The sequence below is a fragment of the Rhodococcus sp. NPDC003348 genome (assembly GCF_053589375.1).
Genome location: NZ_JBSFRT010000042.1, coordinates 33,850 through 56,484, shown reverse-complemented (window position 1 = coordinate 56,484; position 22,635 = coordinate 33,850). Strand labels below are relative to the sequence as shown.

At 70.2% G+C, this 22,635-nt stretch carries 21 protein-coding genes; 12 read left to right on the top strand and 9 right to left on the bottom strand.

The window, feature by feature from the left end:
* Positions 1-43 precede the first annotated feature (43 nt).
* Positions 44-715 carry a GAP family protein gene (locus ACWDU4_RS22965; protein ID WP_450116238.1) on the bottom strand — a complete coding sequence of 224 codons (672 nt, stop codon included), beginning with the start codon at positions 713-715 and terminating at the stop codon, positions 44-46.
* A gap of 90 nt (positions 716-805) precedes the next feature.
* Between ACWDU4_RS22965 and ACWDU4_RS22960 the strand changes: the two genes are divergently transcribed.
* From ACWDU4_RS22960 to ACWDU4_RS22935, 6 genes are all read left to right on the top strand, one after another.
* Entirely contained in the window at positions 806-1,729 is a 924-nt protein-coding gene (locus tag ACWDU4_RS22960; RefSeq protein WP_450116240.1) for a formylglycine-generating enzyme family protein, read from the top strand.
* Positions 1,729-2,574: a hypothetical protein gene (locus tag ACWDU4_RS22955; protein ID WP_450116237.1), complete on the top strand. Its 846-nt coding sequence runs from the start codon at positions 1,729-1,731 to the stop codon at positions 2,572-2,574. Before ACWDU4_RS22960 ends, ACWDU4_RS22955 begins: the two co-directional genes overlap by 1 nt.
* Positions 2,575-2,733: 159 nt before the next feature.
* The gene (rplS, locus tag ACWDU4_RS22950) at positions 2,734-3,075 is read left to right on the top strand and encodes a 50S ribosomal protein L19 (RefSeq protein ID WP_450116236.1); all 342 of its coding nucleotides are present in this window, start codon (positions 2,734-2,736) and stop codon (positions 3,073-3,075) included.
* A 195-nt stretch (positions 3,076-3,270) separates the two neighbouring features.
* Positions 3,271-4,056: a signal peptidase I gene (gene lepB / locus ACWDU4_RS22945; protein WP_450116235.1), complete on the top strand. Its 786-nt coding sequence runs from the start codon at positions 3,271-3,273 to the stop codon at positions 4,054-4,056.
* Positions 4,057-4,082: 26 nt separating this feature from the next.
* Positions 4,083-4,775 (top strand): ribonuclease HII, encoded by a 693-nt coding sequence (locus ACWDU4_RS22940; protein ID WP_450116234.1) that lies wholly within the window; start codon positions 4,083-4,085, stop codon positions 4,773-4,775.
* 64 nt (positions 4,776-4,839) lie between these two features.
* Positions 4,840-5,163, top strand: a complete 324-nt coding sequence (locus ACWDU4_RS22935) for a DUF2469 domain-containing protein (protein WP_345343313.1) — start codon at positions 4,840-4,842, stop codon at positions 5,161-5,163.
* Positions 5,164-5,194: 31 nt separating this feature from the next.
* Here the strand turns inward: ACWDU4_RS22935 and ACWDU4_RS22930 are convergent, their stop codons facing one another.
* The 5 genes from ACWDU4_RS22930 to ACWDU4_RS22910 form a co-directional block, all read right to left on the bottom strand.
* On the bottom strand, positions 5,195-5,707 hold the full coding sequence (locus tag ACWDU4_RS22930; protein ID WP_450116233.1) for a TIGR04338 family metallohydrolase: 513 nt from the start codon (positions 5,705-5,707) through the stop codon (positions 5,195-5,197).
* On the bottom strand, positions 5,704-6,459 hold the full coding sequence (locus tag ACWDU4_RS22925) for a DUF2786 domain-containing protein (RefSeq protein ID WP_450116232.1): 756 nt from the start codon (positions 6,457-6,459) through the stop codon (positions 5,704-5,706). The genes ACWDU4_RS22930 and ACWDU4_RS22925 overlap by 4 nt, the downstream gene beginning before the upstream one ends.
* A gap of 95 nt (positions 6,460-6,554) precedes the next feature.
* The gene (locus tag ACWDU4_RS22920; RefSeq protein ID WP_450116231.1) at positions 6,555-9,923 is read right to left on the bottom strand and encodes a DUF4132 domain-containing protein; all 3,369 of its coding nucleotides are present in this window, start codon (positions 9,921-9,923) and stop codon (positions 6,555-6,557) included.
* 92 nt (positions 9,924-10,015) lie between these two features.
* Positions 10,016-10,654 carry a response regulator gene (locus ACWDU4_RS22915; protein ID WP_450116230.1) on the bottom strand — a complete coding sequence of 213 codons (639 nt, stop codon included), beginning with the start codon at positions 10,652-10,654 and terminating at the stop codon, positions 10,016-10,018.
* Entirely contained in the window at positions 10,645-11,892 is a 1,248-nt protein-coding gene (locus tag ACWDU4_RS22910; protein WP_450116229.1) for a sensor histidine kinase, read from the bottom strand. Before ACWDU4_RS22910 ends, ACWDU4_RS22915 begins: the two co-directional genes overlap by 10 nt.
* Before the next feature lie 111 nt (positions 11,893-12,003).
* On the opposite strand from ACWDU4_RS22910, the gene ACWDU4_RS22905 reads away from it, so the two are divergent.
* The 6 genes from ACWDU4_RS22905 to ACWDU4_RS22880 all read left to right on the top strand — a co-directional run bounded on the left by ACWDU4_RS22905 (position 12,004) and on the right by ACWDU4_RS22880 (position 18,899).
* The gene (locus ACWDU4_RS22905; protein WP_450116228.1) at positions 12,004-12,768 is read left to right on the top strand and encodes an ABC transporter ATP-binding protein; all 765 of its coding nucleotides are present in this window, start codon (positions 12,004-12,006) and stop codon (positions 12,766-12,768) included.
* Between the two features lie 2 nt (positions 12,769-12,770).
* The gene (locus ACWDU4_RS22900) at positions 12,771-15,239 is read left to right on the top strand and encodes an FtsX-like permease family protein (protein WP_450116227.1); all 2,469 of its coding nucleotides are present in this window, start codon (positions 12,771-12,773) and stop codon (positions 15,237-15,239) included.
* Positions 15,240-15,352: 113 nt separating this feature from the next.
* Positions 15,353-15,709, top strand: coding sequence for a YraN family protein (locus tag ACWDU4_RS22895; RefSeq protein ID WP_450116226.1), 357 nt, complete (start codon positions 15,353-15,355; stop codon positions 15,707-15,709).
* Positions 15,709-17,217, top strand: a complete 1,509-nt coding sequence (locus ACWDU4_RS22890) for a YifB family Mg chelatase-like AAA ATPase (protein ID WP_450116225.1) — start codon at positions 15,709-15,711, stop codon at positions 17,215-17,217. Before ACWDU4_RS22895 ends, ACWDU4_RS22890 begins: the two co-directional genes overlap by 1 nt.
* Complete coding sequence (gene dprA / locus ACWDU4_RS22885; protein ID WP_450116224.1) at positions 17,214-18,332, top strand: DNA-processing protein DprA; 1,119 nt, start codon at positions 17,214-17,216, stop codon at positions 18,330-18,332. Before ACWDU4_RS22890 ends, dprA begins: the two co-directional genes overlap by 4 nt.
* A 45-nt stretch (positions 18,333-18,377) precedes the next feature.
* Complete coding sequence (locus tag ACWDU4_RS22880; protein ID WP_450116223.1) at positions 18,378-18,899, top strand: hypothetical protein; 522 nt, start codon at positions 18,378-18,380, stop codon at positions 18,897-18,899.
* A 108-nt stretch (positions 18,900-19,007) separates the two neighbouring features.
* Here the strand turns inward: ACWDU4_RS22880 and fahA are convergent, their stop codons facing one another.
* Genes fahA through ACWDU4_RS22865 form a run of 3 tightly spaced genes read right to left on the bottom strand, consistent with a single transcriptional unit; the run spans position 19,008 to position 22,319 of the window.
* Entirely contained in the window at positions 19,008-20,246 is a 1,239-nt protein-coding gene (gene fahA / locus ACWDU4_RS22875; RefSeq protein ID WP_450116222.1) for a fumarylacetoacetase, read from the bottom strand.
* Complete coding sequence (locus ACWDU4_RS22870) at positions 20,243-21,109, bottom strand: hypothetical protein (protein WP_450116221.1); 867 nt, start codon at positions 21,107-21,109, stop codon at positions 20,243-20,245. Before ACWDU4_RS22870 ends, fahA begins: the two co-directional genes overlap by 4 nt.
* Positions 21,102-22,319: a homogentisate 1,2-dioxygenase gene (locus ACWDU4_RS22865; RefSeq protein WP_450116220.1), complete on the bottom strand. Its 1,218-nt coding sequence runs from the start codon at positions 22,317-22,319 to the stop codon at positions 21,102-21,104. Before ACWDU4_RS22865 ends, ACWDU4_RS22870 begins: the two co-directional genes overlap by 8 nt.
* Positions 22,320-22,635: the final 316 nt, after the last annotated feature.

Genomic DNA, 22,635 nt, shown 5'->3' with positions numbered 1-22,635 from the left:
GGTGGCGGGAGCCACCACAAGTGCGCACGCGGCGGCGTGGCCGCTAGTACCCGCCGATGCCCTTGCCGATCATCACGACACCGATGACCAGCAGCAGCGTCGCCATCACGGCGGCGTTGTTCGCAGTCAGCCACACCTTCAGGTTGTTCAGCCAGCCGGTTACCCGCTCACGCGCCGCGAAGTATGCGATCACCGGCACCGCCACCGTGCTCGCCGCGATGACGGTGAACACGATCCCGGCCACGGTCAGCACCGAGCCGCTGACGCCGAGCTGCGCGACGGCCACCGCCGCGCCGACGATCATCAGCAGGTTCTTCGGGTTCACCACGGAGAGCACGACACCGAGTCCGAGTGCCTTGCCGGGCGTGACCTTGTCGATCGCGGCGAGCCAGGCCGGCATCTTCGGGTCCTCACCGGGCGCGGGGCGGTCCTTCCACTGCTTTGCGGCGAGCAGGAGCAGCAGCACACCCAGCACGATCTTGATCGTCGCCGTGGTGGCGTTGCCGTCCGAGGACGAGCTCAGTCCGACGGCGCTCGCGATCACCACGAGCACCGCGTAACCGACCGCGATACCCAGGACCCAGCCGGCGGTGAAACTGGTGGCAGTGGTGCCCGCCTTCGGGGTCAGGAGCATGAGGATCGCCGCGATGATCGGGATCGGGCTGATCGCGACGCCGAGCGCGAGGGGGAGGATGTCACCGATTGCAGTACCCATGCCCAGATCTTCGGCGGAGGGTCTCGTACCGACACCATCCGTGATGGGTGAGATGCTGTGGCAATGGTGACCAGCGGGGCGCGCAAGGACATGTCGTGGGTTCCCGGTGGCGTGTTCTGGATGGGGTCGGAGGATTTCTATCCGGAGGAACGTCCCGTGCACCAGGTGCAGGTCGACGGGTTCTGGATGGACACCCACCCGGTGACGGTGGCCGAGTTCCGCCGCTTCGTGAAGGACACCGGGCACGTCACCGTCGCCGAGACCGCGCCCGACCCCGCCGACTACCCGGACGCCGACCCGGGCGACCTGGTGCCCGGTTCGCTGGTGTTCACCCCGCCGCCGGGGAGGGTCTCGCTCGACGACTTCCGGCAGTGGTGGTCGTGGGTGCCCGGGGCGGACTGGCGCCACCCCGAGGGGCCCGGCAGCAACGTCGGTGGGCGTGAACGGCATCCGGTCACCCACGTCGCCTACGCCGATGCGCTCGCCTACGCGGCTTGGGCGGGCAAGGAGTTGCCCAGCGAGGCGGAGTGGGAGTTCGCGGCCCGCGGCGGCCTCGACCGCAAGACCTACGCCTGGGGCGACGACGTCACGCCCGGCGGCCGGTACCAGGCCAACACCTGGCAGGGCGAGTTCCCCTGGCAGAACCTGGCCGAGGACGGTTTCGTCGGCACCTCGCCGATCGGGTCGTTCCGTCCCAACGGGTACGGCCTGGTCGACATGGCCGGCAACGTGTGGGAGTGGACGACGGACTTCCACACCGCCGACCACGGCGCGTCGGGACGCAACGTCGCGCCTGCGAGTGCCTGCTGCATTCCGCGCAATCCGCGGGTGGAGGCGGCGGAGGTGCGGGCCGGCGAGGTGTATCCGCGGCGGGTGATCAAGGGTGGCTCGCACCTGTGCGCGCCGAACTACTGCCTGCGCTACCGCCCCGCGGCCCGGCAGGGGGAGACCGAGGAGACCTCCACCTGTCACGTCGGCTTCCGGTGCATCGTCAGGGGCGAAGGGCCGGCCTGATGCGGCACTGGCTGGAGGACGAGATCGTCGCACGCGGCCGGTTGCCGCTGTTGTTCTTCCTGCTCGGCTTCATTGCCGGTTTCGTCTTCATCCGCTTCAGCGTCCGCATGATCCGTGCGAAGGTCCGGTGGTGGCCGGGCAACGTGACCCCTGGCGGTCAGCACGTCCACCATGTCGTCTTCGGGGTGGTCGCGATGCTCGTGTCGGGGGTCGGGCTGATCGCGATCTACGAGGACGGCACGCAGGCATCCGGTGCGGTGCTCGCCGCGTGCTTCGGCATCGGTGCCGCGCTGGTGCTCGACGAGTTCGCGCTGATCTTCTACCTCAAGGACGTGTACTGGGCCGAGCAGGGGCGTGCGTCGGTGGACGCCGTGTTCGTGGCCGTCGCCGTCACCGGTCTGCTGCTGCTCGGGGCGCGGCCCGACGCGATCGTCAACCCGTCCGACTTCCGGGACAATCCTGAGCTGTGGGTGCGGGCCGTGCTGGCCGTGCTGTCACTGCTGAGTCTCGCGATCGCGGCGGTCGTGATCGCGAAGGGCAAGATCTGGACCGGTCTGTTCGGCATGTTCTTCTTCCCGATGCTGCTGGTCGGCGCCATCCGGTTGAGTCGCCCCGGGGCGCCGTGGGCCCGATGGCGGTACACGGACAAGCCCAGGAAGATGGCGCGGGCTATTGCACGGGAGAAGCGGTACCGGCGGCCGATGATCCGCGCGAAGATCTACGTGCAGGACCTCATCGCAGGCAAACCGAGCGTCGAGCACGCGGTGACGGCGACCGAGCAGGAGTTGGAGCGGACCGTGCGGGCCGCGCCGCCCGTCGGGCACGGCGGCCGGGACGGCGTCTGACGGGTGATTTCGCCTGGGAACAGCCCGTCTGGCACAATTGACGGGTTGCCTGCACAGGCGCACTCATTGAATCGGAGTACGAACCAGCCGAGCATCGCGGATCCGCGGTGCCGCTCGGGTCCTCTGCTCGTGCGAAGAAACGCAAGGATGGATCAACCGATGAACACACTGGACTTCCTGGACGCCCAGTCACTCCGTAGCGACATTCCGGAGTTCCGTCCCGGCGACACCTTGAACGTGCACGTCAAGGTCATCGAGGGCTCGAAGGAGCGCGTGCAGGTCTTCAAGGGCGTCGTGATCCGGCGTCAGGGCGGCGGCATCCGCGAGACCTTCACCGTCCGCAAGGTGTCCTTCGGCGTCGGTGTCGAGCGCACCTTCCCGGTGCACAGCCCCAACATCGCCTCGATCGACGTGCTCACCCGCGGTGACGTGCGTCGCGCCAAGCTGTACTACCTGCGCGATCTGCGTGGCAAGGCCGCGAAGATCAAGGAAAAGCGCTGAGCGTTCGCGCGCAAGCGCACTGAGCTCTGGCTCACAGTGTTGGCCCGGCCCGGAATTTCTGGGCCGGGCTTTCCGCTTTCGAGCGAAGGTCGACGCGTGGGGGGTCGAAGTGCGACGGGAAGCCGTGACCACGTAGCCCTCGTGCTGCTGGGCCAGTAGCAGCAATCGGAAGTGCGCAGACGCTAACCTGTTCCAGTGGTAGATACCCCGCAGGAATCGACGGCGCCGGGCAGCGGCGCCGATGGCCCCGACAGTGCGTCGGAGCGGCCCAAGAAGAAGCCCCGCTCGTTCTGGCGGGAACTCCCCATCCTCATCGTCGTCGCGTTGCTGCTGAGCTTCGTGTTGCAGACGTTCATCGCGAGGGTGTACCTGATCCCCTCCGAGTCGATGGAACCCACCCTGCACGGCTGCGCCGGCTGCACCGGCGACCGGATCCTGGTCGAGAAGATCAGCTACCGCTTCGGGGACCCCGATCCCGGCGACGTCATCGTGTTCAAGGGTCCCGATTCGTGGAACGGCGAATGGTCGTCCACCCGGTCCGACAACGTGGTGATCCGCGGCGTCCAGGAGTTCGGCTCGTTGGTCGGTCTGGTGCCGCCGGACGAGAACGACCTCGTCAAGCGGGTCATCGCGACCGGAGGCCAGAAGGTGGAGTGCTGCGACGAGCAGGGCCGCGTCCTGGTCGACGGCAAGCCACTCGACGAGCCGTACGTGGTCAGCGACTTCCCGTTCACTCCCGGCATCCAGACGTGCGACACCCCGATCAAGTCCGGCCGCTGCTTCGGCCCGTACACCGTGCCGGAGGGCAACGTGTGGGTGATGGGCGACAACCGCAGCAACTCGGCGGACTCGCGCTACCACGTCGGGGACGAGTACAACGGAACCGTGCCGATCGACAACGTGATCGGCAAGGCCGTCGCGATCGTGTTGCCGCCGTCGCGGTGGGGCACGATCTCCTCGCCCAACCCCCAGACGAACTGATCCCGAGACGAACTGACACAGAAGAATTGACCAGTTGGCCACCGCGCACCGTCATCCGCAGAGCATCCGGGCTGCGGACGATGGAGTCTGCGCTGATCCGGACGGGTCTCGGCCCGGTCGCCGGGGTTGACGAGGCGGGCCGGGGGGCGTGCGCGGGACCGTTGGTGGTGGCCGCCTGCGTCCTCGGTCCGAAGCCGCATCGTGCACTCGCCGGGCTCGACGACTCGAAGAAACTGACCGAGCGGGTCCGGGAGGAATTGTTCCCGGTGATCCAGCGCCTTGCCCGAGCGTGGTGCATCGTCGAGATCCCCGCCGCCGAGGTCGACGCGCTGGGCGTGCACGTCGCCAACATCGAGGGCATGCGCCGCGCCGTTGCCGGCCTGTCCTCACCGCCGGGTTACGTTCTGACGGACGGATTCCGGGTGCCCGGACTGGCCGCGCCGTCGCTGCCGGTGATCGGCGGTGACGCGTCCGCCGCGTGCATCGCGGCGGCCAGCATCCTGGCCAAGGTGTCCCGGGACCGCACCATGGTCGCGCTGGACGAGGACCTGCCCGGGTACGGCTTCGCCGGGCACAAGGGGTACAGCACACCCGTTCACACCGCGGCGCTGAGCGCCCTCGGACCGAGCCGCGAACACCGCATGTCGTACGCGAACGTGCGGGCCGCCGCAGGCGTCGGGACGGGTGCGATGTACACCGCCGCGGTCGGTGCGGGATGATGGGGCGTCAGGTCCGGACACCGGGCTGCCTGGACCAGCGAACAGCAGGAGGACAACGAAACCGATGAGCGCCGAAGATCTCGAGAAGTACGAAACGGAGATGGAGCTCTCGCTCTACCGTGAGTACAAGGACATCGTCGGCCAGTTCGCCTACGTCGTCGAGACCGAACGGCGGTTCTACCTCGCGAACTCCGTCGAATTGGTGCCGCACAACGCGGACGGGGAGATCTACTTCGAGGTACGGATGGCCGACGCCTGGGTGTGGGACATGTACCGGCCCGCCCGGTTCGTCAAGCACGTGCGGGTGATCACCTACAAGGACGTCAACATCGAGGAACTCGAGAAGTCCGACCTGCGGCTGCCCGACAACGGCCCGTTCGGATCCTGAGCTCCGCGCGGCCCGGGATCACGCGGTCGGGTCAGGCCAGCCGGACTCCGTTCTCGACGAAGACGGTGCGCAGTACGAAAGCGGTCTCGCCGCCGAGGATCTCCTCGACGAGCACCAGGTAGCGGTCGACGAACTCCGGGCCGTGCGGCGCCAGATCGGCGCCGTCCGGTTCGAGGTGGTGCGCCAGCTCGTGCAGGACGACCAGTTCCCGCAGTGCCCAGCGGGATCGGCCGCCCACGACCGGCACGGCGAGGGTGGCGGTACCGGGTTCGTAGTGCGCCGCCTTCGCGCCGGCGCGCGTCCGCACCGTCACCGGCACCGCGGACCGCGGCCAGCGGGCACGGACCCAGTTCAGGGCCAGCACCCGGTCCGCGTAGTCCTGCACCGACTCCACCGACGCGAAGCGACGCTCGACCGGCAGGGTCAGGTGCGAGCCGAACAGTTCGAGCTGCCGCCCGGTGCCCCGGTCGGCGCGGTCGAAGATCCCGCGCACCACCGATTCCGCGTCGTACACCAGCGAGCGTTGGCTGTCGCGGACACTCACGCGAGCCGCTTCCGTGCACCGGGCAGTTCCGGATTCGCCCCCAGCCGGGCGTCCCGGCCGGCCCGGTCCCCGGCCCGGCGGGCCTTGTCGGAGCGGGCGACGCTCGCCTGCGCGCCCCGCCAGGTGCCACGCGCCTTCGACGTCTGCGAGTAGAAGTCGCGCAGCTCGATCTGCTTGTCCCGCAACACGAGTGCGGTACCGGTCGGATCGGTGTTGCCGGTGTCGGTCCGCACGGCCTCCGCTTCGGCCTCGCGTTTGGCGGTGGCGAGGCGTTCGCCGATCCGCGCCGCGAAGGCGAGCTGGAAGTTCAGCCGGGCGGTCACCCCGGCGACGGGGCGGTGCGCCCCGGACCGGATGTACGCGTCCGACGCCCGGACCATCTGCATGAGCAGCGAGGCGTACAGCGTCTGACAGGCCTCGATGTCGGTGTCGAACCCGTACGCGAACACCTGCGTGGAATTGTGGGCGACGTCGCACTGCACGTCGTTGGCCGCGGCGATCGCCACGAACAACTGCACGTAGGTGCGCAGTCCCTTGCGTCCCGGTTCGCCGATCGAGATCGCCCGCTGCACCGGGGTGGCGCGGCGTTCGCGGGACGCGGTGTGCGCGCGCGCCACGGCCAGGTCAACGGCGGTGGCGGTCGCGAGCCGCTGCGCGGCCTCCATGAACGCCTGCGCCTCGTGCGGGTTGTCGGTCGACTCCGCCTGCCGTAACAGCCCGCCGATCCGGACCAGCATCTTCTCCGAACTCACCCGGTCGAGAGTAGCCGGAGGGTGCGACAGCGGTGCCCTCCCGCGAACCTCGCGGTGCGGCACCGGTGCGCCGGCGTGAGGTCGGACACGGTGCGTCAGGACGCGAAACCCGCCAGATCCGCGATGAGCTCCGAGACGGTCGCCCTGTCGACGTCGTCCAGGGTCCCTCCGCGAAGGTTCACCGAGACGAGCTTCTGGTCGGGATACCCGTCGTACGGGCTGCCCGTTCCCATCCCCGGTTCCAGTCCGAGCAACACCGACACCTCGTCGCTGAGCCGATACAGCAGCCCCTGACCCCAGGACGCGGGGTTCTCCCACACGGGTTCCCATCCGCGATACGTCAGCCGCAGGGCCTGACTCGGTGTCGCGGTCACCCCGGTGAATCGCGACAGTCCGCTCCCGTCGGTGTCACCGGGCAGGGGGTGGTGGACGGTACGGCCGAGTTGGGGAAACGGTTGCGCAATGTCGTGAGCGGCGAAGACGTCGGACCAGGCGCCCACGGTGTCGGGTATGTGGGCGGGGTGCACGAGCCCGATCGGGCCGTCCGGCAGGGCGACCGCGCGGTCCTCGACGTCGGCGAGCGTGTTGTCCTCCGCGACCCGGAACACGACCACGGGACGGGAGTTCTCGTCGAACGAGGCCCACAGCAGGCGGCGTGCCATGTGCACGAGCACGGGATGACCGAGAACGAAGTCGGTGAATTCGTCTCCGCTCCAGCGGCGCCCGGTGACCATCGACCGGTTGAACCGCTTGATCTGCTCCGCGGCGACAGTTTTCGCCTCACGTTTCAGTTCCGAGAACCGCTTCTTCGCTTCCTCGGCCAATGCCGGGTCGTCCCCGGCGCTCGCCTTGGGGAGTCCGGCCGTCTTCGTGCCGGCCTCGTCGAGGACGAACGGCACCAGTGCCTCGGTGAAACCCACGGCGAACGTGCGCGATCCGAAGTCGAACGTCATCGTTCCCTCGGGCGTGAGATCGAGATCGGGCACGGTGCGGTCCGCCAGTTGCTCGGGGTCGAGTCCGAGATCCTGGGCCACGTCCGCGACGCGTTGCCGGGCGCCGTTCTTCAACGACTTGAACTTCATCTTCCGCGAGATGCGATCGAGTTCGGTCAACGCCCGCGCCGACCCGCGTGCGGCGAGCGCATCGAGCCCGAGTTGAGCTCGGGCGGTGCCGTTCTCGCCCGGCCACCGCCGGATGAGTGGTGCCAGCCTGGCGACGGTCGAATCGTCGCCCAGCCAGCCAAGGGCGAGGATCACCCAGTTGTCCTTCGCCGGGGCGCCGGCTCCCCACCAGCGTTCGAACAGTTCCCATGCGGCCGCGGCCAGCGATGTGCGATCACAGAACGCGGCGACGACGTCGAGTCCGGCGTACGGGGCGTCCGCGGTCCCGATCGCGCACATCGTCAGCAGGGTCGACACGGCGGAGGTGGGGAGCGCCGCGGATCGATCGGTCGTCAGAATCGGCGGCAGCGACTCGATGTCCGCCCACGCGGGAATCTTGGGGATTCTCTTGGGTAGCGCCTCGAGCGGGTCGAGATCGACCAGGTCTCCCACGATCTTCGCGGCGTCGGTTCCGTACCGCTCGGCGCCGTCGACCACCGTCTCCCGGGCGGTGGCGCGGGCCAGCGCTCGCAGGGCGGCCGTGGCGTGATCGCGTTGCGTCCCTACCGGTCCCACCGCATCCGGAACCAGCAACGTCACCGCGTCCGCGGCGTGTCGCACGAGCCACGACAGTGCCGGTCTGCGGAGATTCTTGCGGGTGGCGAACATCGTCGCATGCAGCCGCGCAACGTCGATATCGACGTACGGCATCAGGTACGGGGCCGCGGCGCCGGGATGCGCGCGGGCGAACTGCAGCATCAGCGGTAGGGCGTCGAGTTCGTAGCGGGCCACGACGCGAAGCGGGTCCTTGAGCGACGTTCCCGCCCAGTCCGTGAGCAGCGGTCGGGCAATCTCGTCCGGGGCGATCAGGAAGATCAACCAGGCGTCCCACTCGTTCACACCCTGCGCGGTCGTCTCGCGGACGTACTGCCGGTACTGCTCCCACGTGGTGTACCAGTAGTCGTGCGGAGTATTCCGCAGCTCTTCGAGTTCGCCCGGTAGCCAATCGATTCGGCGAACAGCGGGGGCGACGAGCCCGTCCAGTACGGTCGGCGGGGTCGGCTTTCGCCTCTTCGACCACGGCGGGCTGACCAGGATCGCGGGAAGATCGGTTGCCTCGGGCACCGTCGTCGTCAGGTCCTCGACCCGGCGCCGGGCCCACGTGGGGAGGGTGTCCGCCAGCTCGGCGGCCAGGGCAGGTTGTTCCCGGACGTGGCGGTCGAACAACCCCGAACCGGATCGGGCCAGGATCCCGAAGGCACGGCGCGGGTAGTGTTCCATCGCGTGCAGCACCGCGGGAAGTGCGTTCTTCAGCTGCGCCCGGTCGACCAGTGCGGCGAACGCGTCCTCGGTGGGGATCGACGACAGTGCGTGCAGGATGCGCAGCCGGATCTCGTCGTCCCGAACGCTGCGGTAGGGGAATTCCGTGTCGAAGGCGGTGGTCAGTGCCGTCGCGACGTCGGCGCCGACACCGTCGACCACGCCCGCCAGAACCGCTTCGTCGTCGAGCCACGCGTGGCGCCCGTTCCGGCCGATCACCCGCCCGAGTTCGGCGGTCGTGTTCGACGACACCACGAGATGGGTGCGCCAGTGGTACGGGACCTCGTCCATCCCCATGATCAGCTCGTTCGACCAGTCCCGTTCGGTCGGGAAGAGGTACGTCGCGGTGAGGCACCGGATCGTGTTCGTGCGCAGCCCCGATGCCGCGTCGCGCGCCGCGGCGTAGTCGTCGTCCGACGCGGCGGCCAGTAGTGCGCGCATGCGGTCGAGCATGTGTTCGCGGACGGTGTGGCGCACCTGCTCGTTCAGGTCGCCGGTCTGCGTGAGCACGTCGCGCATCACGTGGCTCGGCGGGCCGACTTCCGCCGACGACTCGCGATTCGATCCGATGCCCCCCACCACGAAGGTCACGAAGACGAAGTCGGCGTTCTCCGGCACCGGCACCCGGGTGCTGACCTGCCGCATGTCGGATGCCTCCAGCAGTGCCTCGACCGCGAACGGCACTCCGTGCCTCGCCGCCCACCCGTCCACGACGAGTGCGCCCGTCTCGGGCGTCGTGAATCGCGTGAGCAGGACCATCAGTGCGGCCGCACCGACCGGCGAGTACTCGCCGGCCTGGTAGCGGCGCGCGGCGGCGGCGAGCGCGTTGGGATTGGGATCTTTCACCAGATCCCAGGCGGCCCATTGCAGATGCTGTTCGTTGGACTCGATCTCGTGGTCGAGGACCGTGCCCGCGTCGGGGTCGACGGGGGCGACGTCGGCCGCGAAGCCGCCCCGCCGCGGATACTTCACGGGAATCCACGAGGCGGGTGGCGCGAAGGCGGACTCGTCGTCCCGGGCGTCGGCGGTCGTCCTGTCGCTCACGAAGCTCCTCGAGGTCCCGTCCGGTTTCTTCGGACGCTTCCCGCGAAGGTAGCGACGGGGTCCGACAGGAGATCGCTGTTGCGTCTCGGTCGTCAGGCGCGGAGGTAGGCGAGCACCGCGAGGACCCGCCGGTGACCCGCATCCGACGCCGACAGTCCCAGCTTGGCGAAGATGTTGCCGATGTGTTTGCTCACCGCGGTGTCACTGACCACCAGTCGCGCGGCGATCGACGTGTTGTCCAGGCCCTCGGCCATCAGACCCAGGACCTCGGACTCGCGTGGGGTGAGGGACCGGATCGGGTCGTCGGCGCGGCGCCGGCTCATAAGCTGCGAGATCACCTCGGGGTCCATCACCGTCCCGCCCTCGGCGACGCGGCGCAGAGCGTCGGTGAACTCGGCCACCCGGCCGACGCGTTCCTTGAGGAGATAGCCGAGACCGCTCGCGCCGTCCGCGAGGAGCCCGCTCGCGTACCGGTCCTCCACGTACGCCGAGAGCACCAGAACCGGGAATCCCGGCCGGCGCCGCCGCGCCTCGGCCGCCGCCTGCAGTCCTTCGTTGGTGAACGTCGGCGGCATTCGGACGTCGAGCACCGCCGCGTCCACCGAGTCGAGGGTCTCGAGGAACGAGTCGGGATTGTCCACCGCGGCAACGACATCGAACCCCTCGCTGCGCAGCAGCAGGGCCAGGCCCTCCCGCAGCAGGGCATCGTCCTCGGCGATCGCTATGCGCACGGCAACTCCACTCTCAATGTCGTCGGTCCACCGACCGGGCTGTCCAGTTCCACTCTTCCCTCGAATGCCCGTGTCCGGCGACGGATCCCGGCGAGGCCACCGCCGTCCCGTTCTCGCGCGTCGCCGCCGCCGTCGTCGACGACCCCGATCGTGAGGACGTGTCCTGCCTCCGCCGCTTCGGTCCGCACGGTCACCGCGACCCGGGCCGCGCCGCTGTGCTTGACCACATTGGTCAGGGCCTCCGCGACCACGAAGTATGCCGCGGACTCGACGGCGGCAGGTACCCGCGCGAGCTCGTCCACGTCGAGCACGCACGGCACCGCGCAGCGCCCGGCCAGCGCCGACAGGGCGCCGTCGAGGCCCAGTTCGTCGAGGATCGGGGGGTAGATGTCGTGCACCACGGTCCGCAGGCTCGCGAGCGCATCGGCGGCGGCCTCCTGCGCCCGCGCCAGCTGCGGCAGTGCCTGCGCCGGATTCGTGGTCAGGGAGCGTTCGGCGAGACCGAGCATCATCACCACACCGACGAGTCGATTCTGGGCGCCGTCGTGCAGATCCCGTTCGATGCGCCGCAGTTCGGCGGCATGCGCGTCCAGCGCGGCCGCCCGGCTCTCGGTCAGCTCGCTCACCCGCGCCGCCAACTCCGATTCGCGTGCCGGCGCCAGGAGCCTGCGGGTGAGCGCGGACAGGCCGCGAGCCATCGCCGGGACCAGCCACAGGGCCAGCCCCGCGTAGAGCGCCGCGACCACGGGCATCGCCGCCGCGGTCCACCAGGACGTCACCGGGAACGGGTTGGTCACCGGCTCCTCGGGCGGCATCGTCGACCAGTAGGCCGGGACGAGCAGCGAGTTCAGGACGCCGAGGGGGAGACCAACGGCCAGCGCACCGGCAATCGGCGCGAGGACGCCGTGCAGGACCACCCACCACGCGTCCCGCCGCGTGGACGGTGCCGTCAGCAACCGTCGTGCGTCGGCGAACGTGGGCTCGCCCGGGATCGGGGGATACCGCTGCGGCACCGTCTCGCCGACGAACCGACCGATACGAAGCCGGGCCAACCCTGCCCACCACCGCAGCAGTCGCACCGCGTGCGGTGCCGCCAGCCAGCCGGGACCGATCACGGTGAACACGACGAGCAGCACGCCGACGGGGAGCAGCGCCAGGGACACGAATCCGGCCAGCCCCTCGATGACCAGGAAACGGGTCGCCCGCCACCACCTGCGCAGGATCCCGGTCATCGACATGGACCCCAGCATGCCGCACCGGGCTGGGCCGGACGGTACAGCCAGCTACACCATTGATCGGGTACCACGGTGGATCGGCAGGATGCAGCAGCGTCAATAGCGTTGGGAGTCATGCAGACATCAGCAGTGACCCCGGTCCGGGTCCCGTCCGGGACCGCTCTCCGGCTCGACTCGGTGACCAAGACGTACGGCTCCGGCGCGGCGGGCGTCACCGCCTTGCGCGGAGTGGACCTGCATCTCGCGCGGGGCTCGTTCACCGCGGTGATGGGGCCGTCCGGATCCGGGAAGAGCACCTTCCTGCACTGCGCGGCCGGCCTCGACCGCCCGACGAGCGGATCGGTGTGGCTCGGTGGCACCGACATCTCGCGGTTGAAGCCGAAGGCGCTCACCAGGTTCCGCCGCGACCACGTGGGCTTCGTGTTCCAGGCCTACAACCTGCTGCCCGCGCTGACGGTAGAGCAGAACATCACCCTGCCGTTGTTGCTGGCGGGCCGGTCCGTCGATCCGGCCTGGCTGGACTTCGTGGTGGACGCTGTCGGACTGGCCGAGCTCCGTGGGCGCAGGCCCGCGGAGATGTCCGGTGGTCAGCAGCAGCGGGTGGCCATCGCCCGCGCCCTCGTCACACGTCCCGACGCGGTGTTCGCGGACGAGCCGACCGGAGCACTCGATTCGCGGACCGGCCGCCAGGTGCTCGACCTGCTGCGGCGGACCGCCACGGACCTCGACCAGACCGTTGTCATGGTCACCCACGATCCCGTTGCCGCCGCGCACGCAGACCGGGTGGTGTTCCTCGCGGACGGCGTCTTCGTCGGTCACCTGGACCGGCCGACGCCGCAGCAGGTCGCCGACCACATGACCCACCTCGGGGAGTGGTGACGATGAGGGCACTCGCGAGGGCCGGTGTTCGCGAACACCGCGGCGGCTTCGTCGGCATGTTCGTCGCGGTCCTGTGCGCCGCGATGCTCGTCACCGGACTCGGGGTGCTGATCGAGTCGGGCATCCGCGGCGGGGTGGCGCCGCAGCGCTACGCCGGTGCGGACGTCATCGTCGGCGTGTCACAGCGCCTGGCCGTCCCGGCGGACATCGATCAGGCGCTGCCCGAGCGGGCGACGTTGCCCGCCGGTGTGGTCGGGGAACTCGCGGCGCTGCCCGGCGTCGGCCGGGCGGTGGCCGACACGACCGTCCCGCTGTCCTGGGCGGGGCGGCCGGTGCAGGCGCACGGCTGGTCCGCGGCGGCGATCACCCCGTACGAGATCCGGCAGGGCCGGGCCCCCGGGAGCGCGGGCGAGGTGGTCGTCGACGACCGGCAGCCCGCCCGGCTCGGTGACCGGATTCCGCTGGCACACGGCGGCATCGGAGCGGAATACATCGTCGTCGGCGTCGCCTCCGTGCGGGACGGCGACACCCCGGACCGGGCGGCGCACGTCTTCGTCACCGACTCGCGTGCCGCGGAATTGTCACCGCACCCGGACACCGTGGACGCGATCGCGATCGATGCGGCCGACGGCACGTCCCTTCGGGTCCTGGTGGACGAGATTCACCGGGCCGCGCCCGAACTCGAGGTCCGCACCGGCGCCGCCCGAGGCGACGTCGAGTTCCTCGACTCCGGAGCCGCGCGAAGCGAACTCGTCATGATCGGAACGTCCTTCGCGGGCACCGTGGTGCTGATCGCGATGTTCGTCGTGGCCACCACCCTGTCGCTGACCATCGCCGGGCGCAGGCGCGACTTCGCGCTGCTGCGCGCGGTCGGCGCCACCTCCCGGCAGATCCACCGGCTCGTCGGCCACGAGGTGCTGCTGGTCGGCGCCGTCGCGGCCGCTCTGGGCACGGTGCCCGGGTATCTGCTCGCCGGGCTCCTGCGGTTCCGGTTCGCCGCCGTCGGGATGCTGCCCGCCGACTTCGACCTGGCGTACGGCCCGCTTCCCGCCGTCGCGGCCGTCGTCCTGAGCGTGCTGACCGCGCGGGTCGCCGCGGCCGTCGCCGCCCGCCGACCCGCACGGATCGACCCTGTGGACGCGCTGCGGGAGGCGTCGGCCACCCCGGCCGCGCTCGGCCGTGGTCGGGTGATCACCGGGCTCGTCCTCGCGGCACTCGGCCTCGCCACGTCGATGACGCCGGTGGTCGTGCACGGCCCGGCGGCCGTCGCCGGCGCCGCGAGTTCGGCTGTGCTGCTGATGATCGCGGTCGGACTGCTGGGGCCACGACTTGTCGCGGGGGCGGTGTCGCTCGTCGGGGGACCGCTGCGCCGGTCGGGCCGGCCCGCACTGTTCCTCGCCGCCGCGAACACCGGCAGCAATGCCCGTCGGCTCGCGTCCGCGATCACCCCGCTGGCGCTCGCGATCGGGCTCGGGTGCGTGCAGGTGTTCGCCCAGACGACCGTCGCGGCGGAGGCGAACCATCAGGCGAGGGACGGCGTCACCGCCGACTTCCTCGTCACCGCCCCCGGTTCCGGCCTCTCACCCGGCGTCGGCGCCGCGGTCGCCGCGCTGCCGGGAGTGTCGGCCGCGAACCCGATCACCCGAAGCCAGGTGTTGATCCCGCACGGGGTGGGGGAGGAGTCGGTCACGGAGCGGTACGCGCTGCAGGGCGTCGACCCCGCCGCGACAGCGGACACCATGGACTTGAAGGTGGTCGACGGCAGCCTCGACGGGCTCGCCGCCCCGGACGCCGTGGCGCTGAGCACCGATGCCGCGCAGACGATCGGAGCCCGCATCGGGGAGACCGTCGACCTGCACTTCGGCGACGGCACCCCGGTCGCCGCGACGGTGGTCGCCACCTATGGCCGGGGGCTCGGATTCGGTGACGTCACGATGGCCGGCACCATCGTCCGGGCGCACACCACCAGCGGGCTCAACGACTCGATCCTCGTCCGCACCGAACCCGGCAGGCAGGCCGAGGTCGGGCAGGCGCTGACCGCGGCCGGGTTCGTGGCAGTCGACCGCGCAGCACTCGGCGCCGCAGGCGAGCAGGAACGGGATGCGCAGTCGTGGACCAGCCTGATCGGACTCGCCGTCCTGCTCTGCTACCTCGCCGTGGCCGTCGTGAACACGCTGGTGATGTCGACCGTGGAGCGAGGACGCGAGTTCACACTGCTTCGGCTGGTCGGGTCGAGTCGGCGGCAGGTGCGGGCGATGATGCGGGCCGAGTCGGTGATCGTCGTCGTGATCGCCGCGGTGGTCGGCACCCTCATCGCGCTGCCGCCGCTGGTGGGCGTGAGCATCGGGATCTCCGGGCAGCCGATCCCGGCGATCTCCCCGGCCGTGTACGGCGGGATCATCGCCGCGACGGTGTTGCTGGGAGCGCTCGCCATCGCGATCCCGACGCGGGTCGCGGTCCGGAGGACCTGACCGATTCGGCACGGCGTGGTCCTTGTCCACAGCCCCTGATTCCATCCACAGGCCCGCCGAAACCCGCTGGTGGCTCAGGCACTTCGGGTGGTGGTGGGGTGCAGGGTCGTGGCATGGCACGCAATGTGGAGTTGGGGGCGTTCGGCGAGGAGCTGGCGGTCGAGCATCTGGTCGGGCGGGGGATGGTGGTGCTGGACCGCAACTGGCGGTGCCGGTACGGCGAACTGGACGTGATCGCCGAGGAAGGCGGTGCGGTGGTGTTCGTGGAGGTCAAGACCCGCACCGGGCGCGGTTTCGGGACGCCGGCGGAGGCGGTGACGTATTCGAAGCAGGCGCGGATTCGGCGGTTGGCGGGGCTGTGGCTGCGGGAGCAGGCCCGGGGGTGGGCGCGGGTGCGGTTCGACGTGATCTCGGTGCTGGCGACGCCGGGATGCGCGCCGGAGCTGACCCATCTCGAGGCGGTGTTCTGATGGCGCTGGGGCGGGCGCACTCGGTCGCGGTGCGGGGTGTCGAGGGGGAGCTGGTCGAGATCGAGGCCGATCTCGGTCGGGGTCTGCCGGGGACGCATCTGGTCGGGTTGCCGGACACCGCGTTGCAGGAGTCGCGGGACCGGGTGCGGGCCGCAGTGACCAATTCCGGTGAGAAGTGGCCGGATTCGCGGATCATCCTGGCGTTGTCGCCGGCGACGCTGCCGAAGGGTGGCAGTGCCTACGATCTGGCGCTGGCGTGTGCGGTGCTGGCGGCGGCCGGGGTGGTGCCGGTCGGGGATCTCGAGAAGAGCGTCCTGCTGGGGGAGTTGGCGCTCGACGGGCGGCTGCGGACGGTGCGGGGCATCCTGCCCGCGGTGCTCGCCGCGAAGCAGGCCGGATGGTCGACGGTGGTGGTGCCGTATGTCGCGCTTGCCGAGGCCGGACTCGTCGACGGCGTCGATGTTCTCGGCGCGCGTGACCTGCGCGAGGTGGTCGAGTGGCTGCGCGGTGAGCTGGTGCTCGCGAAACCGGGTGCGATCGACCGTGATCCGGTACGGGTGGTGCCGGATCTGAGTGACGTCGCCGGGCAGGAGGAGGCCCGGCTGGCGCTGGAGGTCGCCGCGGCCGGCGCGCATCACCTGATTTTGACGGGGCCGCCCGGGACCGGGAAGACGATGCTGGCGCAGCGACTTCCGGGGATCCTGCCCGCGTTGAGCGAGGAGGAGTCGCTGGAGGTGACGGCGATCCACTCGGTGGCGGGACTGCTCACGGCCGACCAGCCGCTGATCACCGAGCCGCCGTTCGTGGCACCGCACCACACGTGCTCGATCAGCGCGCTCGTCGGCGGCGGGTCGGGGATGGCGCGACCGGGGGCGGTGAGCCGGGCGCATCGGGGTGTGCTGTTCCTCGACGAATGCGCCGAGCTCGGGGTGAAATCACTCGAGGCGCTGCGGACCCCGCTCGAAGACGGTGAGGTGCGCATCGCCCGCCGCGACGGCGTCGCACGATATCCGGCCCGCTTCCAACTGATCCTCGCCGCCAACCCCTGTCCGTGCGCGCCCCCGCGCGCCGAGGACTGCATCTGCGCTCCGACCGCCCGCCGCCGCTACCTCGGCAAGCTGTCGGGTCCGTTGATGGACCGGGTCGACCTTCGGGTGCAGATGTTCGCGCTCTCGGTCGGCGCGCTCAACGGCGACGCGGGGGAGGGCACCGCCGCGGTGCGTGCGCGGGTCGAGCAGGCCCGCGCGGCGGCGGTCGAGCGCTGGCGTGAATTCGGGTGGCGCACCAACGCCGAGGTCCCGGGACCGGCTCTGCGGCAGAGGTTCCGGCTCGGCCGGGGCGCGCTCGCCGGGATGGAGCGGGCACTGCGGGCCGGTGAGATCACCGCTCGAGGCGCCGACCGCGCGCTTCGAGTTGCGTGGACGCTGGGAGATCTGGCGGGGTTGACCGTCCCTGGTGAGGACCAGGTCGGACTGGCCCTGGGCTACAGGGACCGGTGGGCCGCGTGAGCGCGCGGACCCTCGCCTGGGCGTACCTGTCGCAGGTGGCGCTCGGCCCGTGCGCGCCGCTGGCCGAACTCGTCGCGGCCGTCGGACCGGAGGACGCGGCCCGCGCGGTCCGGGAGGCCGATCTGCCCGAGGTGCTGCGTACCCGCACCGAGGCACGAAGGCATCTCGACACCGCCGAGCGCGACCTCGAACACCTCGAACGACTGGGAGGCCGCCTCCTGACGCCGGACGACGAGGACTGGCCGGTATGGAAACTGCTGGCGTTCGACGGGATCGATGCGGTCCGGGACCGGGAGGCCGCGCCGCCGCTCGCGCTGTGGGCGCTCGGCGAAGGATCGGCGGCCGACCTCACCGACCGCGCCGTCGCCGTGGTCGGCACCCGCGCGGCGAGTGGGTACGGCGAGTATGTGACGACGCAGTTCGTCGAGGACCTGTCCGGTTCCGGGTGGACGATCGTCTCCGGCGCGGCGTACGGCGTCGACGGGGTCGCGCACCGGGCCGCGCTGGCCGCAGGCGGACCCACCGTCGCGGTCCTCGCGTGCGGCGTGGACCGGGCGTACCCGGCCGGGCACGCCCGGATGCTCAAGGAGATCGCCGCCACCGGGTTGGTGGTCAGCGAGTATCCCCTCGGGACCACCCCTGCGCGGCACCGGTTCCTGGCCCGCAACCGGTTGGTCGCGGGACTGTCCGACGCGGTTCTCGTCGTCGAGGCGGGGGCACGCAGCGGTGCCCGGAACACGGCGGCGTGGGCGGCGCGGCTCGGCCGTCCGGTGCTGGCGGTTCCGGGACCGGTGACGTCCGCGGCATCCGTGGGATGTCACCGGATGATCCGCGACGGTGCCGCTCAACTCGTCACGCGGGCCGCGGAGGTCGTTGCGGCCGCGGGACCGATAGAGGCAGGGGAGAACGAGTCCGGCCCGGCGCGACGCCTCGATGCGCTGTCCGTCACCGAATCCCGGGTGTACGAGGCGCTGCCCGCGTCGGGCGCGGTCGGGGTGCGCGAGCTGTCCGAGTCGTCGGGGCAGCCGCTCGCGGCGGTCCGGGGGGCACTGCCCACGCTCGAACTCGAGGGTCTGGTCGGGCAGGACGAGACGGGCTGGTTCCGGCGGGGATGAGCGCCGAAAGCCACGAGTGCACGAATCGAAGGGAAGGGAACGGATATGGCGATCACACGAGCGGACGTCGGGTGCTGGATCGTGAAGGGCAACCCGGCCGTGTCGGACTACTTCGGCAGTATCGGCGACGGGCCGGAACCGGAAGTGCACCAGAGCAGTTGGAGTCTGAGCGCCGCCTCCCGGCGCTCCGGCCTCGTGGAGCGGGGAGACCTGATTGCGCTGTGGATCACCGGGCCGAAGAACCCGGGCATCTACGAGGTCGGGAGGATCACCAGTGACGGCGCGCTCGACTGGCCGGACGGCTTCGACGCCCAACACGCGGTCGACCGGGAGAAGGCGTCGCGGCCGTGCCTGGGTGTCGAGTTCGATGCGGTCCGGTTGGCCGGCCCGACGTACGTTCCCCGCGAGGTGCTGCGGCAGACGCCCGCACTGCAGGGGTGCGAGCAGTTTCGGGTGCCGCGAACGGCGAATCCGAGTTACCTCACGCCGGACGAAACCTCGGCGCTGGCGGCACTGCTCGCGGACCGCGTGCCGGCCGGCCTGCTGGACCGCGTGGGGTGGCGCTGATCCCGGATTGGTTCCGGGATCAGCGCGGTCCACGCGATAGGTGACATGCCCCGGGTCGTGCGTTGCGCCGCGGGTCGCCGCCTCCGCGACGACCCGCAGCGCAACGACCTACTTCGCGTCGGGGCCGGTGCCGAACTCGGTGATCCGACCCGAGCAGTCGCCGAATCGCAGCACCGAACCGTCGTTGGCGCGTGCGGTCGCGCGAAGCGCAACCTCGTCTCCGTCCCGGAGGAATGTGAAGTCGGAACCGTCCGACAGCGTCAGGGGCTCTGCTCCACCCCAGCACAATTCGAGGAACGAGCCGCGCTGATCCTTGCCCGGCCCGGAGATGGTGCCACCGGCGAAGAAGTCGCCGGCACGGAGTCCAGCACCATTGACGGTCATGTGCGCGAGCATCTGCGCCGCCGTCCAGTAGGTCGATGCGAACGGTGGGCGGGAGACGACCTGTCCGTTGAGTACCACCTCGAACTCGACTTCGAACGACCACGGTGCCGCCGCGGCGTCGTCCAGGTACTCCGACAGCGGCACGTCGCGTGTGGGGGGAGCGACCCGAGCCGAGTCGAGCGCCGCGAGCGGAGTCACCCACGGCGAAATGCTGGTCGCGAACGACTTGCCGAGGTTGGGGCCGAGCGGAACGTACTCGTAGGCCTGGATGTCGCGGGCCGACCAGTCGTTGGTGAGGGTCAGACCGAAGATGTGGTCATCCGCTTCGTTCACAGAGACCCGGCCGCCGGGAACGGGACCGCCGAGCACGAAGCCCATCTCGGCTTCGATGTCGAGTCGGCGGGACGGGCCGTAGGTGGGGATGCCGTCCGCTTCCGGACGCAGCCCGTGCGGGCGGCGCACTTCGGTGCCGCTGACGACGATCGTGCCCGCGCGACCGTGGTATCCGACGGGGAGATGCTTCCAATTCGGCAGCAGAGGGGGCATTTCGGGGCGGAAGATGTGTCCCAGATTGGTGGCGTGATGTTCGTTGCCGTAGAAGTCGACGTAGTCGGCGACGGTGAACGGCATGTGCAGCGTCACGTCGACGATCGAGTGCAGGGCGCCGCCGATCCGCGCTGCATCGGATTCCGAGGAGAGCACGTCCTGCAGTTCGGCGCGCAGCCGATCCCAGACGGTGCGGTCGGATGCCAAGAGTCGGTCGAGGTTTGCGGTGTCGACGACGTCGCGGAGGTCCGATGCGTCGGACAGGGCGTCGGCGACGGCGACGACGTGGTCACCGATCCGGACACCGAGTTTCGGTGCCGCGTCGGGTGTCGAGAACGAGCCGTACGGCAGGTGCGCGATGCCGTAGCCCTCGGTGGAATGGCGTGCGGCAATGCTGTCGGTGTGGACGTCGGTCATGGGTGCTCCTTGAGAATTGGGGTGGCCCGCGCGGTGGGGGCGGGCGCCAGGCCGAGTTCGGCGAGCGTCTCGATCGGTTCGGCGATGCTGCAGGTACCGAAGGACTCGAACCGTGCGCGCCACGCGGTGTCCGAGACATCGAACCGTCCCGCGAGGGTGACGCCGTCGCGTTCCTCGAGGATCTCGGAGAGGGTCGCGTGGTCGGCTCCGGCCAGTGCGGCGGCGGTGGCCACGGCGATGTTGAGGAAGCCGTGGTGGGCGAACCCGGTGTACTCGTCCGTGTACCGGACGGCTCGGTGCAGTCCGGCGGTGAGCTTGAACGAGGTTCCGGTGCCGACCGCGGCCTCGATCATCGAGGCGAGGTCATCGGCGGTCGGAAACGCCTCCGGCACGAGGCCACCGGTGCGGGCCTTGAGCCGAACCGGCCCGCCCGCCAGCAGGGACACGGCCCCGCTGCGGATCCGGTCCATGGACAGCTCCACGTGGACGCCGAACCGGTCGGTGAGCGCGGCCGCCGCCGTCACCGTCCGTTCGATGTCCTTGTCGGACGTCTTGAGTTCCAGACCGGTCACCGCGATCGCCCGACCGGCGCGCTCGATCGCACCCATGGCGTCGTCCAGGCCGGCGGGCGCGACGACGACTCCGACGCGCAGCGGCTCGTCGGCCACCTCGGCCAGTCGGGCCGCCTCGTCAAGGTGGTCCGGGGTCAGCAGCAGCGGGCCGACCGAGGCTCCGAGCGCGGTGTCTCGCCGCGCCAGGTGCTCGCGCACCGCCCGGTCGAGCGGTGCGCGACCCGGCGGGAAGACGGCGGCATCGTCGAAGAACGCGTCGAAGACCGCGGGAAGTCGATCGGTGTCAGTCATCGGTCATCCACCGTCCTCCCGACCACGACGACGCGTACCCGACGTCTTCGGACGCGAGAGCGGCCTCGCCGAGCAGCAACGGCCGGAACGTGTCGACCATGATGCCGGTCTCGTCGAAGTGGTCCTTGCCCAGGCTGGCCTCGATCGCGCCGGGCTGGGGGCCGTGCGCGTGGCCCCCCGGATGCAGGGAGATCGAACCGATGCCGATGCCCGACCCCTTGCGCGCTTCGTAGTCACCGCCGACGTAGAACATGACCTCGTCGGAGTCCACGTTCGAGTGGTAGTAGGGCACCGGGACGGACAGCGGATGGTAATCGACCTTGCGGGGCAGAAAGTTACAGATGACGAAGTTGTGTCCCTCGAACACCTGGTGCACCGGCGGTGGCTGGTGCAGCTTGCCGGTGATCGGCATGAAGTCCTCGAGAGCGAAGACGAACGGGTAGAGGCAGCCGTCCCAGCCGACCACGTCGAAGGGGTGCTGGGGAACGATGTGCACGCTGCCGGTGATGCCCGTTGCGCCGCGATGCTTGATGTACACCTCGACGTCCGTGCCGTCCACGAGGAGCGGTTCGGCCGGGCCGCGCAGGTCCCGTTCGCAATAGGGGGAGTGCTCGAGCAGCTGACCGGTCGAGGACAGGTAGCGCCGCGGCGGACCGATGTGGCTGTTGGCCTCGACCGCGAACAGGCGCAGGGGTTCGGGTCCCGTCACCCGCCACCGGTGTGTGGTGGCGCGGGGGATCACCACGTACTCCTCCGCGGCGACCTCGAGTGCGCCGAAGACGGTTTCGACGACCGCCGAGCCGGACTCGACATAGACGCATTCGTCGCCGATCGCGTTGCGGTACAGCGGTGAATCACTGTCGGCAGCAACGTAGTACACGCGCACGTCGTCGTTGCCGAGGAGTAGCCGCCGGCTGCGCACGGCGTCGGTTCCGGCCGCGCCGGTCAGGTCGTGCAGGCGTAGGTGCCGGGGCAGCAACGGCTGATTGGGTACGAGGGAGTGATCCGGCAACTCCCAGGAGCGGGCGCCGACGATCGCGGCCGGGATGTGCCGGTGGTAGAGCAATGAGGAGTCCGAGGAGAACCCCTCTTCTCCCATCAGCTCCTCGTAGCGCAGGGCGCCGTCCGCGTCCCGGAACACGGTGTGGCGATGCCGAGACACCTCTCCGATGGTGCGGTAGTGAACCACTCTCACTCCTTTGCGATCCATGGTCGAGCCCGATCACGGATCGGGGACCGAGTTCGGCGGGATCCGCCGTTCGTCGAACCCACAGTGGGTCGCAGGCACCGAACTTCTCAAGTGCTCGCCCTCGGTGCGAGGTCCCGAGGCGCGGGCGGATCGCGTCCCCTCCAAATTGCTTGGCAATGGCCCTACCTGCGGCTTTCGACGCTCCTTGCGCGGCGGGGTCAGCTTCCTGGGTGCTGCCGCACCGTCGTGAGCGCTCCGATTACTGAAATGTTTTTGAAATGTTTTCCATGTCACACTTTGATTCGCAAGCGCTCGACCACCCCCTGAGCGCTCGACC